17 protein-coding genes and 1 tRNA gene are annotated in these 16,204 nt (G+C 73.1%); 14 read left to right on the top strand and 4 right to left on the bottom strand.

The features are described from left to right. The first annotated feature begins 37 nt into the window (after positions 1-37). The 10 genes from BKE41_RS11610 (at position 38) to BKE41_RS11655 (ending at position 10,455) form a co-directional block, all read left to right on the top strand. The gene (locus BKE41_RS11610) at positions 38-1,789 is read left to right on the top strand and encodes an ABC transporter ATP-binding protein (RefSeq protein WP_070999428.1); all 1,752 of its coding nucleotides are present in this window, start codon (positions 38-40) and stop codon (positions 1,787-1,789) included. A gap of 76 nt (positions 1,790-1,865) precedes the next feature. Further along, positions 1,866-2,741, top strand: a complete 876-nt coding sequence (locus tag BKE41_RS11615; RefSeq protein ID WP_043073655.1) for an aldose 1-epimerase family protein — start codon at positions 1,866-1,868, stop codon at positions 2,739-2,741. 3 nt (positions 2,742-2,744) lie between these two features. Beyond that, positions 2,745-3,464, top strand: a complete 720-nt coding sequence (locus BKE41_RS11620; protein WP_024830232.1) for a uroporphyrinogen-III synthase — start codon at positions 2,745-2,747, stop codon at positions 3,462-3,464. Positions 3,465-3,569: 105 nt separating this feature from the next. Next, a complete protein-coding gene (locus BKE41_RS11625; protein WP_070999429.1) occupies positions 3,570-5,756 on the top strand; it encodes a translation initiation factor 2 in 2,187 nt (728 codons plus the stop codon). 125 nt (positions 5,757-5,881) lie between these two features. Continuing rightward, on the top strand, positions 5,882-7,507 hold the full coding sequence (locus BKE41_RS11630) for a heme biosynthesis HemY N-terminal domain-containing protein (RefSeq protein WP_024830229.1): 1,626 nt from the start codon (positions 5,882-5,884) through the stop codon (positions 7,505-7,507). A gap of 226 nt (positions 7,508-7,733) precedes the next feature. Further along, positions 7,734-8,168 (top strand): NUDIX hydrolase, encoded by a 435-nt coding sequence (locus tag BKE41_RS11635; protein WP_012319048.1) that lies wholly within the window; start codon positions 7,734-7,736, stop codon positions 8,166-8,168. A gap of 103 nt (positions 8,169-8,271) precedes the next feature. Next, positions 8,272-8,346: transfer RNA gene (locus BKE41_RS11640), tRNA-Thr, on the top strand. 123 nt (positions 8,347-8,469) lie between these two features. Continuing rightward, entirely contained in the window at positions 8,470-8,751 is a 282-nt protein-coding gene (locus BKE41_RS11645; protein ID WP_012319049.1) for a hypothetical protein, read from the top strand. Between the two features lie 421 nt (positions 8,752-9,172). After that, complete coding sequence (locus tag BKE41_RS11650) at positions 9,173-10,030, top strand: manganese catalase family protein (protein ID WP_012319050.1); 858 nt, start codon at positions 9,173-9,175, stop codon at positions 10,028-10,030. A gap of 92 nt (positions 10,031-10,122) precedes the next feature. Beyond that, positions 10,123-10,455 (top strand): metal-sensitive transcriptional regulator, encoded by a 333-nt coding sequence (locus BKE41_RS11655; protein ID WP_234742004.1) that lies wholly within the window; start codon positions 10,123-10,125, stop codon positions 10,453-10,455. A gap of 37 nt (positions 10,456-10,492) precedes the next feature. On the opposite strand, the gene BKE41_RS11660 is transcribed toward BKE41_RS11655, so the two are convergent. Further along, positions 10,493-10,738 (bottom strand): hypothetical protein, encoded by a 246-nt coding sequence (locus BKE41_RS11660; RefSeq protein WP_012319052.1) that lies wholly within the window; start codon positions 10,736-10,738, stop codon positions 10,493-10,495. A 299-nt stretch (positions 10,739-11,037) separates the two neighbouring features. Between BKE41_RS11660 and BKE41_RS11665 the strand changes: the two genes are divergently transcribed. After that, positions 11,038-11,787: a sigma-70 family RNA polymerase sigma factor gene (locus tag BKE41_RS11665; RefSeq protein WP_012319053.1), complete on the top strand. Its 750-nt coding sequence runs from the start codon at positions 11,038-11,040 to the stop codon at positions 11,785-11,787. Positions 11,788-11,874: 87 nt separating this feature from the next. Further along, on the top strand, positions 11,875-12,255 hold the full coding sequence (locus BKE41_RS11670; RefSeq protein ID WP_043073657.1) for a TonB family protein: 381 nt from the start codon (positions 11,875-11,877) through the stop codon (positions 12,253-12,255). 20 nt (positions 12,256-12,275) lie between these two features. Here BKE41_RS11670 and BKE41_RS11675 read toward each other — a convergent pair whose 3' ends face one another. Next, on the bottom strand, positions 12,276-12,443 hold the full coding sequence (locus BKE41_RS11675) for a hypothetical protein (protein ID WP_245295950.1): 168 nt from the start codon (positions 12,441-12,443) through the stop codon (positions 12,276-12,278). 433 nt (positions 12,444-12,876) lie between these two features. On the opposite strand from BKE41_RS11675, the gene BKE41_RS11680 reads away from it, so the two are divergent. After that, complete coding sequence (locus BKE41_RS11680) at positions 12,877-13,098, top strand: hypothetical protein (protein ID WP_012319056.1); 222 nt, start codon at positions 12,877-12,879, stop codon at positions 13,096-13,098. A gap of 84 nt (positions 13,099-13,182) precedes the next feature. Here the strand turns inward: BKE41_RS11680 and BKE41_RS11685 are convergent, their stop codons facing one another. Both BKE41_RS11685 and BKE41_RS11690 read right to left on the bottom strand, forming a co-directional pair. Continuing rightward, a complete protein-coding gene (locus tag BKE41_RS11685; protein WP_043073658.1) occupies positions 13,183-13,770 on the bottom strand; it encodes a TadE/TadG family type IV pilus assembly protein in 588 nt (195 codons plus the stop codon). After that, the gene (locus BKE41_RS11690; protein ID WP_234742008.1) at positions 13,764-14,390 is read right to left on the bottom strand and encodes a TadE/TadG family type IV pilus assembly protein; all 627 of its coding nucleotides are present in this window, start codon (positions 14,388-14,390) and stop codon (positions 13,764-13,766) included. The genes BKE41_RS11685 and BKE41_RS11690 overlap by 7 nt, the downstream gene beginning before the upstream one ends. Before the next feature lie 404 nt (positions 14,391-14,794). On the opposite strand from BKE41_RS11690, the gene BKE41_RS11695 reads away from it, so the two are divergent. Next, positions 14,795-16,186: a Tad domain-containing protein gene (locus BKE41_RS11695; RefSeq protein ID WP_043073659.1), complete on the top strand. Its 1,392-nt coding sequence runs from the start codon at positions 14,795-14,797 to the stop codon at positions 16,184-16,186. The last annotated feature ends 18 nt before the right edge of the window (positions 16,187-16,204 follow it).

Genomic DNA, 16,204 nt, shown 5'->3' on the forward strand with positions numbered 1-16,204 from the left:
CGACCATGCGAGCCGTCCCGCCAGACCCCGCGATGCCATGCGCGCGCTGATCGACCTCGTCCGCGCCATGCGGGCGGCCGACCGGCGTCGGCTCGCCCTGATCGCCCTCGGGCTCGCGGGAGCGGCGCTGCTGGAGGTGGTGGGCGTCGCCTCGGTGATCCCGTTCCTGACGCTGGTCGGGGACCCGTCGGCGGCGACCCGGATCCCCTACCTGGCCCAGGCCCGGGGAGCCCTCGGCCTGACCGACGAGCGCGGCTTCCTGCTGGTGACCGGCGGGGCCGCGCTCGCGGCGATCCTCGTCACCGCACTCGTGAATGCCGGGCTGACCTACGCGCAGCTCCGGTTCACGCACCTGGCGGGCTACAGCCTCAGCCGGCGGATGCTGTTCCGCTACCTCGACCGGGAGCGGCTGTTCTTTGCGCAGAGCAACAGCGCGGAGCTCGCCAAGAACGTGCTGTCCGAGACCGATCGGCTCGTGATCGGCGCGCTGACGCCCGCCACGGTGCTCGCCTCGCGGGCGAGCTCGGCGCTCGCGGTGATCGCCTTCCTGCTGGCCTACGCGCCGCAGCTCGCGCTGATCCTGGGAGGCGGCTTCGGCGGCCTCTATGTCGGGATCTACCTCGTGATGCGCGCCCGGCTGGCCCGGCTGGGCAGCCGCACCGTGGCCGACAACGAGGCCCGCTTCCGGATCGTGCAGGAGACCTTCGGGGCGCTCACCGAGCTGAAGCTCTACGGGCGCGCGGAGGCGTTCGCGTCGCGGTTCGACGCCCCGGCCCGGGCCTACGCCCTCGCCACCGCGGCGAGCCAGCTCACCGGCCAGATGCCGCGCTTCGTGATCGAGGCCCTGGCCTTCGGCGGGGTGATCGTGGTGGTGCTGTTCGCGCTCGCCCAGGGGCTCGACGTCGCCGGGATCCTGCCGCTGCTCGGCCTGTTCGCCTTCGCGGGCTACCGCATGCTGCCGGCCTTCCAGAACATCTTCACCTCGGTGGCGCTGATGCGATTCACCTTGCCGGCGGTGCGGGTGATCGTCGACGAGCTCGCCGACGAGCGGGAGCCCCGGCCCCGCAGCGCGGAGCGGCTGCCCTTCGCGCGGGCGATCCGGCTCGAGGGCCTCGGCTTCGACTACGGCACCGGCCGCCCGGCCCTCGCCGGGATCGACCTGACCATCCCGGTCAACGCCACGCTCGGCCTGGCCGGGCGGACCGGATCGGGCAAGTCGACGCTGGCCGGCCTGATCCTCGGCGTCCTGAGCCCGACCGCCGGGCGGATCACCGTGGACGGCCGGCCCCTCGATGCCGGCACCCTGCCCGCGTGGCAGAACCGGATCGGCTACGTCCCGCAGGAGGTGTTCCTCGTGGACGGCACGGTGGCGGAGAACATCGCGCTGGGCCTCGACGCGCCGGACCTCGCCGCCGTCGAGCGGGCGGCGCGGCTCGCCGGCGCCCACGACTTCGTCGCGGCCCTGCCGCACGGCTACGCCGAGCGGGTCGGCGAGCGCGGGGCGCGGCTGTCCGGCGGCCAGCGCCAGCGCGTCGGCATCGCCCGGGCGCTCTACCACGACCCGGACGTCATCGTGTTCGACGAGGCGACCTCCGCCCTCGACGACGAGACGCAGGCGGCCGTGATGCGGGCGCTGCGCGCCCTCTCGGGCCGGCGGACGCTGATCCTGATCGCCCACCGGCTCTCGACCCTGGAGGGCGCCGACGCGGTCCACGTCCTGGAGGCCGGCCGGATCGTCGCCTCCGGGCCGCCCGAGGCGGTCCTGCCGGGGCTCGGCACGGCCGCGTGAGCGACCCCGCGTGGGGGCCTTGCGTCCGGCCCCGCCTCCGTTACCTCGGCTGTCCGAGGCAGACCGGGAGAGCACCGTGACCACGCGCATCGAGCTGACCGCACCGGACGGCACAACCGCGACGCTCGCGACCCACGGGGCCGAGCCGGTCTCCTGGCGGGTCGGCGGGACCGAGTATCTCTGGAGCGGCGACCCCGCGCACTGGAACCGCCACGCGCCCTGGCTCTTCCCGGTGGTCGGCGCCTCGGCGGGCGGGCACGTGACGGTCGGGTCCGAGCGCTACCCGATGGCCCAGCACGGCTTCGCGCGGGACCTGCCCTTCGCGGTGGTCGACCGGAGCGCCGACGCGGTGACCCTGCGCCTGACCGACGGGCCCGGGACGCGGGCGCACTACCCGTTCGCGTTCCGGCTCGACATCGCCGCGCGGGTTCGCCCGGCGGGTCTCGACCTCGACGTGACCGTCGCCAATCCCGGCGACGTCCCCCTGCCCTACGCCCTCGGCTTCCACCCGGCCTTCCCGTGGCCCTTCGCGGGCGGCAGCCGCGCCCGGGACGGTGGCTACGCGGTGGCCTTCGAGCAGGCGGAGCGGCCCTTCGCGCCCCAGGTCGGCCCGGGCGGCCTGCTGCTGCGCGACGAGCAGCCGATCCCCCTCGCCGGGGACACGCTGCCCCTCGATCCGGCACTGTTCACCGAGGCCTTCGTGTTCCGGAACGCCCGCAGCCGCTGGATGCGCTTCACCGGCCCCGGACGGGCGATCCGCATGGAGATGGCGGATTTCCCCCACCTGGCGGTCTGGACCAAGCCCACCGCGCCGTTCCTGTCGCTCGAGTGCTGGACCGGCTACGCCGACTGGTCGGACTTCGCGGGCGACCTCGCCGCGCGCGATTCGCAGCGCCTGCTCGCCCCGGGCGCCGCGGCGCGTCACGGCGTCCGCCTGACGCTGGAGACCTAGCCGTTGCGGATCTGGGTGGCGCGGCCCGAGCCGGGGGCGACGCGGACCGGAGCGGCCCTCGCGGACCTGGGCCACGCGCCGCTCGTGGCCCCCGTCCTGGCTGTGCGGCCGACCGCGGCGGCGCCGCCCGTGGGACCCTTCGCCGCGCTGCTCCTCACCAGCGCCAACGCGGTGTCGGCGCTCCGGCCGGCGCTCCGGGACGCGCCGGCCCTGCGCGGCCTTCCCGTCTTCGCCGTCGGCGCGCGGACGGCCGCCCTGGCCCGTGAGGCCGGTCTCGGCCCCGTGCGGGAGGGGCCCGGCGACGCCGCGGGGCTCGCCGCCCTGGTGGCGGCGTCGCTGCCGCCCGGCGAACCGCTCCTCCACGCGACCGGGGCCGAGCGCAAACCGGAGCCGGCGGCGGCGCTGACGGCGGCCGGATTTCGGATCACCGCCTTCGTGGCTTACCGGGCCGAGGCGCTGGAGCGCTTGCCGCCGGCGGTCGGCCGCGACCTCGCCGAACACCGCCTCGAGGCGGCCCTTCACTATTCCCGGCGCAGCGCCGCCGTCGCCCTTGCCCTCGCGGATGGTTCGGAGCACGGCGGAGCTTTCCGCCGGCTGAGGCATTACTGCCTATCGCCGGATGTCGCGGCACCCCTGGAAGCGGCCGGTGTTCCGGTCCATTTCGTCGCGGCACGCCCGCGCGAAGCGGACCTGCTCGACGCCCTGGCACGGCGACCGGGCTAACCGCGCGGTGACAGGGAGGCCGGGCCGCCGTATCTCGCCCTCGCGCCCGGCGCCGCCGCGGTGCTAGGGGGGCGCGGCGACGCCGTAGAGTTGGAGGACTTGCCCGTGACGCCACCACCCAGCGACGCCGACAAGCCCGGCCCCGGCGGCCGGAAGCCGGACGCCGCGCCCGGCAAGCCCGGGCCATCCAGCCCGCCCGGTGGCGCGTCGCGACCGGCCACGACGTCGGCGTCCACCGCCTCCACGTCGGCTTCCACGGCCTCCACCGCCGCCGGCGGCGCGAAGGCGCCGCAGGGATCCGCGCCCGGGACGCCGCCCAAGCCCGCGACCGACCCGGTCGTGACCGCCAAGCCCGGCACGATCGATCCGAAGTCCGACGCGGGCCAACCGGCTACCGGGGCCGACGGCGCGAAGCCGTCGACCGGCCCGGCCGCCCGGACGGCCGGCGCCAAGCCCGATCCCGTGGCGGTGGGCGCCGCGTCGTCGGCCTCCGACGCCAGGGCCGGAACCTCCGCCTCGTCGTCGTCGACGGCCTCCACCAGCGCGTCCGGGGCCTCCGGGGCGCGGATTGATCCGAAGGCCGCGCAGCCCGGAACCGGCCCGCAGGGCGGTCCCCGTCCGGGCGGGCCCGCCTCCGGTGCCGCGGGCCCGGCGGCGGCCAGCGCGGTGACGGCCGGCCCGATCATCGACCTGAAGGCCAAGCGGATCCCGGATCCGCCGGCCGCCGGCAAGGAGCCGGGCAAGGACGCTCCCAAGGACGCTCCCAGGGACGTTCTGAAGGACGCTCCCAAGGATGCTTCCAAGGACGCCGCCAGGGACGGGAAGGAATCCGCGAAGAGCCCGATCCCCGCGGCGGCCGCCGTCGATGCGAACAGGAGCGCCGCCGCACCCGCCGGCCGGGCCCGGGCCGGATTCGGCTCGCTCGCGGCCGCGGGGCTGCTCGGGGGCGTGATCGGCGCCGGCCTGCTGTTCGGCGCCGAGAAGGCCGGGATCGGTCCCGACCCGCGCCTGAACGCCCTCGACCAGAGGCTCTCCAGCCAGCTCGCGTCCCTCGACAAGCGCCTCGACGGGCTGGCCCCGCGCGACGCGGTGACGGCCCTCGACAAGCGCGTCGCCGCCGCGGAGGCGAGCGCCAAGCAGGCGCTCGACAAGTCCGGCGCGGCGCCCGCTGCCGCCGCCGAGGGGCAAGCGGCCGGTCAGGCCTCCGGCCAGGCCCCGGCCGTGCCGCCGGATCTCGTCGCCCGCCTCGACAGCCTCGACCAGCGCGTCGCGGCGCTGCAGGAGGAGCCCGGCCAGGAGCCCGGCCGCGACCAGCCGGCCGATTCGAAGCTCGGCGCGGTCCAGGACAACGCCAAGCAGATCGCCGACCTCGAGACCCGCCTCAAGGCGGTGGAGGATGGCGGCGCCAGCAAGGGTGCGGCCGAGGAGGCCGCCCGCAAGGTCGCGGCGCTGCAGAGCGAGGTGGAGCAGAAGACCAAGGCGAACGCCGAGGCCGACGCGGCCCTGGGTCAGCGGCTCGACGCGCTGCAGCAGGCCGTCGACGCGCGGGTGAAGGCCGCCACCGAGGCGGTCCAGGCCGCGACCCAGGCGAGCCGCACCGCCGCCGAGGCCGGACAGGCCCAGGCGGCGGAGGCCGCGAAGGCGGTCGACCGGCGGCTGCAGGAGCAGGCCGACCAGATCGCCGCCCTGGACAAGAGCGTGGCGCAGCGCGCCGAGGCCAGCACCGTCCAGGCGGCGCTCCGGGTCGTCGTCGCCGACCGCGTGGCGGCCGCCCTGGAATCGGGCACCGCCTACGCCGAGCCGCTCGCCACCCTGCGCAAGCTCGATCCGGGAACCGAGGCGCAGGCCAAGGCCCTGGCGACCTTCGCCGAGGGCGGTGCCCCCTCGGCGGGGGATCTCGCCGACACGTTCCGGCCGATCGCCGAGCGGATCGCGGCCAAGCGGCAGGCGCAGCGGGCCAAGAGCGCGGCCGAGACGGGCGATTTCCGCACCAAGCTCCTCAGCATGGCCGACGGTCTCGTGCAGATCCGCAAGGCGGACGCGCCCGCCCCCGAGGCCGCGGACGATCCGGAGAGCAAGGTCCAGGCGGCCCTCGACCGCGGCGACCTGACGGCGGCGTCGGCGGCCTTCGCGGCGCTCCCGGCCGAGGCCCGGGAGCAGGCCGGGGATTTTGGCGCCAAGCTCAAGGCCCGGGCCGAGGCCGAGCAGGCCGTGCGCGCCCTGCTCGACGGCGCCTTCAAGGCCCTGCCGGTCGGGGCCGCCCAGCCGGCTCAGGCCGCCCCCGGGCGCTAGTCCGGTGAGGGCCCCGATCCGCGCGCTGCGCGGCCGCACCATCTCCGAGCGGGCGCCCAGGCGCCCCGCTCCTCCCGCACCCCGCGACGGCCGCCAGCCGGCCGCCGACAGGAGATACTGACCCCATGTGGCGCGCCCTCGCCTTCCTGGCCCTGCTCGCACTCGCCGCCTTCGGGGCGGTCTGGATCGCCGACAGGCCCGGCACCGTCACCGTCGTCTGGAACGGCTACCAGATCGGCACCAGCCTCGCGGTCGCCCTCGTCGGCGTGATCGCCGCGGCGATCGTCCTGGGCCTGCTCTGGGCGATCGTGCGCGGCGTCATCGGCCTGCCCGAGGCCCTGGTCCGCGGCTCGGCCGAGCGGCGCCGGGCCAAGGGCCTCTCGGCCCTCTCCCGCGGCATGGTGGCGGTGGGCTCCGGCGATCCCCTGGCGGCCCGCCGCTACGCGGGCGACGCCGAGCGGCTCCTCGGCACCGAGCCGCTGACCCTACTGCTCAAGGCGCAGGCGGCGCAGATCTCCGGCGACCGGGACGCGGCCGAGAGCGCCTTCCAGCGCATGGTCGACGATCCCGAGACCCGGGTCCTGGGCCTGCGCGGCCTGTTCGTGGAGGCCCGGCGCCGCGAGGACGAGACGGCCGCGCGCGCCTACGCCACCGAGGCCGCCCGCCTCGCCCCGAGCGTCACCTGGGCCAACGAGGCCCTGCTGGAGGCGCAGAGCGCCGACGGCGACTGGGCGGCGGCCCTGGAGACGATCGAGCGCCGCTCGTCCCTCGGACTGATCGACAAGGCCGCGGCCCGGCGCCAGCGGGCGGTGCTCCTCACCGCGATCGCCGGCGAGCGCGAGGCCGGCGAGCCGGAACTCGCCACGGAGCGGGTCCTGCAGGCGGTCAAGCTCGCCCCCGACCTCGTGCCGGCGGCCTGCATCGCCGGACGCCTGCTCGCCCGCCGCGGCGACGTCAAGAAGGCCGCCCGGATCGTCGAGGCGGCCTGGAAGGCCAATCCTCACCCCGACCTCGCCAAGGTCTATCTGGGCCTGCGGCCCGGCGACTCGGTCCGCGACCGCCTCGCCCGCGCCGAGGTCCTGGCGAAGCTGTCGGTCTGGGACCCTGAGTCCCGTCTCGCCCTCGGCCAGGCCGCCCTCGACGCGCGGGACTACAAGCGGGCCCGGGAGGCCGTGAAGCCCCTGCTCTCCGACCGTCCGACCGCCCGGGCCTGCCTGATGATGGCGGCCATCGAGGAGGCCGAGCACGGGGCCGCCTCCGGTCAGGCCCGCGAGTGGCTGGCCAGGGCCGCCCGCGCCCCGCGCGACCGCGTGTGGATCGCCGACGGCATCGCCACCGATACCTGGGCGCCGGTCTCGCCGGTGACCGGGCGTCTCGACGCCTTCGCGTGGCGCGAGCCGCCGAACACGCTCGGTGCCGCGCCCGCGGTGGAGCCGGAGGCGGACGCCGCCGGTCCGGCGCTCGTGCCGGCGGCCCCGAACGCCGCGGCGCCGGTCGCCAAACCGGCCCCCGCGTCGAAGTCCCCCGCGGCCACGACGTCGCCCCCGGCCGTCCCCACCGTCTCGGCCTCGGTCGCGTCGGCGGCGTCGACCTCCGCCGGCCCGGTCCCGGCCGCGCCGATCCCGACCGTCCTTCCGGCGAAGGCGGGCGCGCCGAAGGCGGCCGGCGCCGACCCGGTCTCGGCCGGGATGGCGGCCGCGGCGCTGCCGCCCTCCGGCTCGGCCGAGCGCGCAGTCCGCCGGATCGGCTGACCGGTCGCGGCGCGCTCCGGCCATCCGGATGCGGGATGACAGGAGCGCCGCGGGGTCACGGTCACGCCGCGGCGCTCGACTATTGCAAGTTGAATGAGCCGACTCGCCGTGTAGCTTGTCGTGAGTCGTCGACCGAGGATCCGATCATCCCCCAGCCCGCTCACAGCCCGCGCGCGCCGTCGATCCGGCCGGATCGGGGCCGCGTCCCGCGTCGCGCGGTGCGGCCGTGACCGTCCTCGACGAGGACGGCGAGCCGCGCCGGCAGGTCGGAGCCCTTCCGTTCCGGCACGGGCGGGACGGCAAGACCAAGATCCTGCTGGTGACCTCGCGGGAGAGCCGCCGCTGGGTCATCCCGAAGGGGTGGCCGATGAAGGGCCGCAAGCCGTTCGAGGCGGCCGCGCGCGAGGCCTACGAGGAGGCCGGCCTGCGAGGTGCGGTCGGCAAGCGCCCGATCGGGCTGTACCTCTACCAGAAGCGCCTGAGGAACCTCGACACCGTCCTCTGCCAGGTGAAGGTGTTCCCCCTGGAGGTGCGCAAGCAGCTCAAGCATTTCCCCGAGGCGCGCCAGCGCGAGCTGCGCTGGTTCACCCCGTCGGACGCCGCCGAGGCGGTGTCCGAGCCCGGCCTCGCGGCCCTGATCCGGGCCGCATCGCGCACCTAAAACGGCGGGAACGCGCAACACGGCGTTGCCAACGCGGCGGCGATCCGTTATGGCCCCACTCGGCCGGACGGACACGCCCCCCGCGGGGGCGCCCCGGTCACCTGCTGCGGTAGCTCAGTGGTAGAGCACTTCATTGGTAATGAAGAGGTCGAGAGTTCAATCCTCTCTCGCAGCACCAGAAACCTTCCCGATCTCGCAATCAGTCCGGACGATGCTAAGGGTTCCCTAGCGGAGCCTGTCGCGGACTGAGGATCGCGGCGGCGGCCCGGCCGACACCATCCGCTGAAGGGGACGCGCGGACGTGAACTCGACAGCCCTGTTCACCATGCTGGGCCTCGTCATCGGCTGGGCGGTCCTGGCCGGCGCGGCCCTGATCACCGGGCGGATCGCCACCTTCGCGTTCCTGATCCTGACGCTGATCGCCCTCTACCTCTACGTGCCGTGGGTGCGGCTCCGGGCGAGCGGGATCGACGGGTCCAGCCGGCCGGTCCGGTTCTGGACCAACGTCGCCATGCTGGCGGTCAGCCTCGCCGCCTGCCTCGCCTTCGGGATGATGCTCGCCCGGCGCACCGGGCTCCTGTAGGCGCCCCGACCGCCGCGCGGTCCGCGTTCGCGCGGCCGGCGATCCACGCTCCCGAGTGAGCTGCCCCCGCCGCACCAGGGCGTCCCCACGCATCGGGCCGCGCGGCCAGAGAGAGCGGCCGGCGATCCGGTCATGCGCGGCGCCCCCTCAACATGGATGAGGCGCCCTTAACATACATTGTGTAATACGGGCCGATTAAGCGTGGCCTTGATCGCGGATTTTCGTGCCAATAGCCTGGCTTGGCGCGATAAAACGAGTTCGGTCAAATATTGATCGTTATAAAATTCGCGAAAGATCGAACCGTGGTCCCGAAGCCGGGTTGGACAGGGTGCGAGGCTCGATGCTCCCACGGAGTACCGGGCCGACGGCCGATCGTGCGGTGGGCTTGAGCACGCCGTGCCTCTCGCGAGGGACAGACATCATGTACTATCACGACAAGCGGCTTCAGTACCCGGTCAGGGTCGACAGTCCCGACCCGGTCTACGCCCGCATGCTCCAGCAGGCGATCGGCGGCATCGAGGGTGAGATCCGGGTCGCCTTCCAGTACTTCTTCCAGGCCTGGGGGAACCGCGCCCCGACGACCAAGTACCGCGACATGCTGCTCAATACGGCCACCGAGGAGATCGGCCATATCGAGATGCTCGCGACCGCGGTGGCGCTGAACCTCGAGAACGCCCCCACCAAGGTCCAGGAGGCCGGGGCGGCCGACGCGATCGTCGGTGCCGTGATGGGCGGCGAGAACCCGCGCCACATCGCCGAGGGCATGCTGCACAAGACGCTGCTCTCCACCGGCATGGCCGCCTTCCCGGGCAATTCCGACGGCCAATCCTTCGACATGAGCCACATCTACGCCAGCGGCAACATCGCGGCCGACATGTACTGCAACGTCGCTGCCGAGAGCACAGGCCGCGTCCTCGCGGTGCGCCTCTACAACGCCACCAACGATGCCGGCATGCGCGACATGTGGAGCTTCCTCATCGCCCGCGACACGATGCACCAGCAGCAATGGCTGGCGGTGATCGAGGAACTCGGCGGCCACGCCGGCACGCTGCCGATCCCGAACTCCTTCCCGCAGGAGAAGGAGAACCAGAAGTTCAACTACAACTTCTTCTCGACGTCGGCGGACGGCTCGCCGCCGCCGGCCGGGCGCTGGACGCAGGGACCGTCGCTGGACGGCAAGGGCGAGTTCAGCGTCGTCCAGAACCAGCCGATGGGCGAGGAGCCGGTCCTCGGCCCGGCGCGGCCCGACAGCGGCGCCGAGGCTCAGCAGATCGGCTGAGCCGCCGGGCACCCGGCCGGTCCGCCGGCCGGGACGGCTCCATCCGAAGTCGCGGCGCCCCGGCGCGCCGCGACCCGCGCGGACGGGAACAGGTGGCTCGCAGAACCGTGACACGCGGCACGCTCGTCGATGGTCGTGTCTGCCTCGCCCGGACCGACGCGGAGCGCGCGCCGCTGGTCCGGCGGCTGGGGCGGATCGAGGGTCAGGTCCGGGGCCTGCGGGCTATGGTCGAGGCCGACCGGCACTGCCTCGACGAGATCCAGCAGATCCGGGCCGCCACCGCGGCCCTGCGCGAGGTCGGCCTCCTGATCATCGACCAGCACGTCGCCGCGGGGCTCCGCCTCGCGGCGCGCGATCCGGACCGGGAGGCGGTCATGGCGGACCTCCTCCGGGTTCTGCGGGCGGCCATGGCGGAGGCCGGATAGGCGTCGGGCCGCCGGCCCGCGCCTCCGGCGGTCGCGCTCAGTGCTTGGTCAGCGTCTCGACGACGGTGCCCGGCCCGATGCGCGCCGAGAAGCGCGCCAGCCGGCTGCGGCTCGGCTCCTCGAGACCGCCGGCATGCGCGAAGGTCGTCAGGGCGATGCCGACGAGGAACCGGGCCTCCTCCAGGGTCACGGCCCGGCCGCTCAGGGTGCTGGCCGCGCCCCGCACGGCCAGGACGGCCTCCTGGAAGGCGGGGTCGTCCTCGAGATCCGAGAGCCGGGTCATGGGCGCGATCCCGCGGTCCGCGGCGTCCCGCGCCCGACCGGGTCGGGATGGGCATTCGCAGCAGCGAGATCTCCGCGTGCGCTGCCGCAGATACGGCCGCGCGGCGAACAGTTTTCCGGTACGTATGACCTCATCGAACTCCCTCTTTCCGTCGGCATATCTGTCGCGATTGCCGCGGATCCCAGCATATATCGGTCCGAAGATGTGCCCGTCCGCTGATCTATGTTGCGGCGGATACGGCATAATCAGCGATTAATGGCGCCACGCGATTTATCATACTCCTCAGGTGATCGGCTATCATGCTCGAACTCTCGCTCGACGCCGATACAATCGACGCGCAGGGCCCCCGGCTCCCCGACAGCGTGCAGTATCATCTCGGCCATCTGCTCGCGGCGACCTACGCGCAGGACAACGTCGAGCCGACCATCGCGGATCGCTTCGCCGAATTGCTGAGGCTGCTCGACGGCGCTTTCGGCCGGGCGCAGGACGGCCGCGAGAAGGCGTTCCAGGCCTCGCTCCTCGCGATGGTGCCGAACCTGCAGCGCTTCGCGCGCTCGCTCCTGCGCAGCCATGTCGGTGCCGACGACCTCCTCCAGAACACGCTTCTCCGGGCCTGGCGCTCGCGCGCCAGCTTCGCGCCGGGCACGAACCTGGAAGCGTGGCTGTTCACGATCATGCGCAACCAGTTCTACAACGAGCACCGCAAGCGCGGGCGCGAGGTGCAGGACGAGGACGGCGCGCAGGCGGAGCGGATGGTCTCGCTGCCCGAGCAGGGCGGCCACCTCGATCTGAGCGACGTCCAAGCCGCCCTCGACCGCCTGGCGCCGCCGATGCGGCAGGCGCTCGTGCTCGTGGCGATCGAGAACCTCACCTACGAGGAGACCGCGGCCGTCATGCAGTGCCGGATCGGCACGGTGAAGAGCCGGGTCTGGCGGGCCCGGACGCAGCTCGCCGAGATGCTGGGCTATACCGGTCTCGAGGTCGGCAGCGACGACGTCATGCTGGCCGCCGCGGGGCCGAAGGGGCGGAAATCCACCGCTGTCTCGTGACGGCGACCGGCGGGAGGAGTCGCAAGGGACCCGCCTCTGCGCGTAGGGTCGATCCCCGATCCCGGGCTCGAGGAGCCGCCGTTGCCCATGTCGCCGCGCGCCGTGATCTCCGCTGCCGTCGTGTTCGGTCTGACCCTGTCGCCCGGGGCGGCCGGGGCGCGGACCACCCCGGGACCCGCCGCGCGGGCCTGGCTCTCGGATCTCGTGACGCGGATCGATGCCGCGGACCGCGCCGGGACGCGGCCGGGTCCCGACCGGGGCCGCGGAACCGTGGTCGTCCACGTGCAGATCGCCGCCGATGGGGCGGTGCAGGGCGCGGAGATCGAGGAGAGCTCGGGCTCGCCGAGACTCGACGAGCGCGCGCTCCGCGCCGTGCAGGGCATCAGCCCGGCGCCCGTGCCGCCGGCCGCACTCCTGGGTGAGGACGGGATCGTCGATCTCAGCATCCCGGTCGCGCTCGGCCGCTGAGCATGCCTCGGCCCGTCCGGTCAGCAATTCGGATCGGTGTCGACGCCGAGATAGGCCCCGACGAGATAGCCGGCCTGAAGGGCTGTGAGATAGGCGAAGAGCAGCAGGACCTTCTCGGTGTCGAGCTGTGCCCAGACAAAGATCCAGAGGGCCAGCCACGCGAGGGTGACCAGCATCGAGCTGGCCACCAGAACCGATGCCCGATACCGCCAGCCCTCCCATATGCCCACCGCGAAAAGCAGGGCCGCAACCAGCAACGAGCCGTCTCCTTCCGCGCGAATAGATAAACTTTTACGCGCTAAACCTCTGGCAGTTCACGGATTTTCGACTGCGTGCCCGACCTTCGAGGGTGAGATTTAATTTAGCATTAACTCGACGGGTCCCCCCGGGCGGTTCGTCAGTGATCGGCGTCGCGCAGGCCCACTCTGCCCCACGCCGATCGGGCAGCCCGCACGCGAGCAGAAAGCGGGCCACCGGGGCAATGCGGCGGACCGGCGGCGGTCCTGGCATTGACGCGATCGATAATGAGAATCGATCGCATCTGTTTGGATCATGATGCGCTGCAACGTAGATAACCCCTCGAAGCCGGGCACCACCCGGACAACGAGAGGACTTCAGACCATGACCGTTCGCACCATCGTTCTCGCCGCCCTCACCGCCGTCCCGATGATCGGCACTGCCCGGGCTGACGAGACCATCGCGCTCACCCCGCCGCTCTACCGCGAGCAGGCTCGTCCCACGGCCGCCGTGCGGCCGGCCTCCGAGCTGACCACGACGCCGCGCCTCGTCCCGGCGAGCCCGGCCTCGCGGCGGGTCGTCGCCACCGCGGTCTCGGCCCGCTGAGGCGGGGCGTGGCCGCGATCCGGCGCCACCGGGCGATCCGGTGGCGCCGGCCGCAGCGCCGGCCCGGCGCGAAGCGCCCGCCCGTCAGGCCGGGCAGGGTTTGCCCCCGGGCAGAACCACCTCGCTCTGCCCGTTGTAGATCTCGCCGCCGCGCACCGGCCAGATCTTCTTGTACCGGAAGGTCCACCGGGTCAGGTTCGAGAGGACCGGGAAGATCGGGTGGTAGGTCATCGTGACTTCCGACACGACGAAGCGGTCGCCGTTCCGGGTCATCCCGGCGGGCGGTGCGCCGAGCGAGGAGCCCGCCGTGCGGGCCTGTCCGTTGGACTCGGCGCTCGAGCAGACCTTGGTCGTCGCCGAGCTGCCGTCGCTGTAGGTGCCCGCCGCCGTCAGCACGATGCTCGCCCGGCTCACGTCGTAGGGGTTGGAGATCGCGCCCGTCGCGGCGAAGACCGGCTTGAGGTCGGCGTAGCTGCCGCGGGAAATCAGGTCGGCCATCGTGGCGGCCGCGTTGTCGAGCCGCTTCCCGATCATGTAGGCCCGGGGCAGCTCGATCGACCCCATGAGGATCAGCAGCAGGATCGGGGCGATCACGCTGAACTCGATCGCGCTGACGCCCTCCCGGTCGCCGATCAAGCGGATCAGGCAGGCGCGCGGACGGCCGCTCAGCACGGCTTGGGCTCGTAATCCTCGGCCCTGAAGATCTCGGTCGTGACCAGCAGTTGCGTCTTGTCGGCCATGATCCGGCCGGTGAAATCCAGCATCTGGAACAGCCGCATCACCGGCACGGCGACCCGGACCGTGACGGTGTCGCCGCCCTGCGGGCACTCGAACCGCTGGCCGAAGCCCGGCGTCCAGTTCTTCGTGGTCTTGTCGAACGGTTCCGCCGGCTGCGAGGTCGCGAACGAGGGTGTCCGCGAGACGTCGAGGCGCAGATCGGCGCAGGGGAACAGCGCCGAGGGGCCGGTGCAGACGATCTTCCGGAGGCGCTCACTCGGATCGCTGCCGTCGGAGCCGTCCTGGAAGGTGCCGGTGCGCAGCTGCCGGACGCTCCGGTCGACCGCGATGTCCAGCGTCTGCTGCTCGATGGCGATGACGCCGGCTTCCGCCACGACGCCCAGGAGCGCCAGGAACGGCGCGGCCAGGAGCGCGAACTCCACAGCTGAGGCGCCGGTCCGGTGACCGGCGAACCGCCGAACGCGCCGGGCGGTGCCCTCGGTCCCGCCGGGACGGCGGCCGGTCGCGACGCGCCGCAAGATGCCCATCATGCCGAACGAACTCTGCAGGTCCACGCCTGCCGCTGTCCGGACGCAGAGGCGCGGACGAAATAACCCTATGACGAGGCCGTTTAAAAACGGTTCAAATCTGAGTAGAAATTGCGTGTTCAGGAAGATTTTGCCGGCGCGACGCTTGATGAGGGGCCAGATTCGCCCTCAGGTTGTGTATTGTTGTATCCTCTCACGGTGCTGGTCCCGATGCGGCCAGTCGTCGGCGCAGCGGCGGGCCTTGGAGGGCAGCGTATAGACGTTGTTCACAGCTAAAGGGGCCTTACTCGAGCTCCGACAGCTTTCCGGGGCTCCGGCGCGACGGAATTTTAGGAGCTGGACTCTACGCCTGCCGGAGCGGTGGCCGGTGCCGCCGCAGCCGCCGATCCGGTCCCGCCCTGGGAGACGCGTCCATTTCCCCCTTCTGGAGAGTGCTCCGCGCGGGCTCGCGGGCCGTGACCGACCGGTCCGGCTCGGTCGCCCTGACCTTCGGCCTGAGCGCCGTTGTGCTGCTCGGCCTGACCGGGGGCGGCATCGATTACGCCCGCCTCGCCGCCCGGCGCAGCCAGCTTCAGAACGCCGCCGATGCCGGCGTCCTCGCGGCCGGCAACTACCTCAAGCTCGCCGTCGCGACCTCGGCGGCGGCCAAGAGCATCGTGGTCGACACGGTCCACGCCCAGGCGGCGCCGCGCCCCGAGAGCCCCTACGCCCTGCGGGTCGAGGTGGCGGACGACAAGACCAGCGTCGCCACGACGGTGGACGAGACCGTCAAGCTCGCGTTCGGCGGCTTCGTCGGCGTGCCCGCCGTCAAGGTCTCGGTCCGCTCGACGGTCCGCGTCGTGGGCAAGATGCGCCTCTGCCTGCTGACGCTGGACCCGCTCGCCGCCGGCGCGTTCGAGCTGGAGAAGAGCGCCGAGGTGACCGCCCAGGATTGCTCCCTCTACAGCAACTCGCAGAGCCCGCGCGGCATGGTCGGCAAGGACAGCGCCTATGCCCGGGCGCAGACGATCTGCACCGCCGGCGGCTTCGACGGCGCCCGCGCGAATTTCGCGCCGCCGCCGCAGACGGGCTGCCCGCCGATCCAGGACCCCCTGAAGGACCGGGCGGCGCCGCCGGTCGGCGCGTGCACGGCGATCCCCTCCTCGGCCAACAGCAAGCGCGACACCGGCGGCAACCTCGTCGACCAGAGCGCCACCCTCGAGCCGGGCACCTATTGCGGCGGCCTGCGCATCACCAAGAACGCCTCGGTGACGCTGCGCGCCGGCACCTACGTGATGAAGGACGGGCCGCTCATCGTCGACCAGAGCGCCGCCATGTCCGGCACCGACGTCGCCTTCTACTTCACCGGCAACAAGGGCGGTCTCCTCTTCGACAAGAAGACAACGGTCAGCCTGTCGGCGCCGACCACCGGCCCCATGGCCGGCCTGCTGATGATGGAGGAGCGCACGGTCAGCGATCCCGTCGATCCCGCGGCGATCCTCGCCGGCCTGGACCAGGCTGTCGCGCCGCTGCTGCCGTCGCCCCCGTCGCCCCCGTCGCCGACCCCGCCGCCGCTGGCCGCGACCAAGCCGATGCGGACCTACCGCATCATCAGCGACAACGCGCGAACTATGCTGGGGACGCTCTACCTGCCGGCCGGTCGCGTCGTGATCGACGCCGACAAGCCCGTCGCCGACCAGTCGGCCTACACGGTGATCGTGGCCCAGCAGGTCAACCTGTACCAGGGCCCGAACCTCTATCTGAACGCGAATTACGACGCGACCAGCGTGCCGGTGCCCAAGGGGGTCGGCCCCCTCTCGGGCAAGCTGCTGCTGTCGCAGTAGGGAGGACGCGATGCGGAT

Origin of the sequence: Methylobacterium sp. C1, from assembly GCF_001854385.1 — a bacterium.
Taxonomy (GTDB): Bacteria; Pseudomonadota; Alphaproteobacteria; order Rhizobiales; family Beijerinckiaceae; genus Methylobacterium; species Methylobacterium radiotolerans.

Coding starts and splice junctions, on each gene's coding strand:
- BKE41_RS11610 (WP_070999428.1), top strand. CDS start 38: ATGCGCGCGCTGATCGACCTCGTCCGCGCCATGCGGGCGGCCGACCGG.
- BKE41_RS11630 (WP_024830229.1), top strand. CDS start 5,882: ATGTGGCGCGCCCTCGCCTTCCTGGCCCTGCTCGCACTCGCCGCCTTC.
- BKE41_RS11650 (WP_012319050.1), top strand. CDS start 9,173: ATGTACTATCACGACAAGCGGCTTCAGTACCCGGTCAGGGTCGACAGT.
- BKE41_RS11660 (WP_012319052.1), bottom strand. CDS start 10,738: ATGACCCGGCTCTCGGATCTCGAGGACGACCCCGCCTTCCAGGAGGCC.
- BKE41_RS11665 (WP_012319053.1), top strand. CDS start 11,038: ATGCTCGAACTCTCGCTCGACGCCGATACAATCGACGCGCAGGGCCCC.
- BKE41_RS11670 (WP_043073657.1), top strand. CDS start 11,875: ATGTCGCCGCGCGCCGTGATCTCCGCTGCCGTCGTGTTCGGTCTGACC.
- BKE41_RS11680 (WP_012319056.1), top strand. CDS start 12,877: ATGACCGTTCGCACCATCGTTCTCGCCGCCCTCACCGCCGTCCCGATG.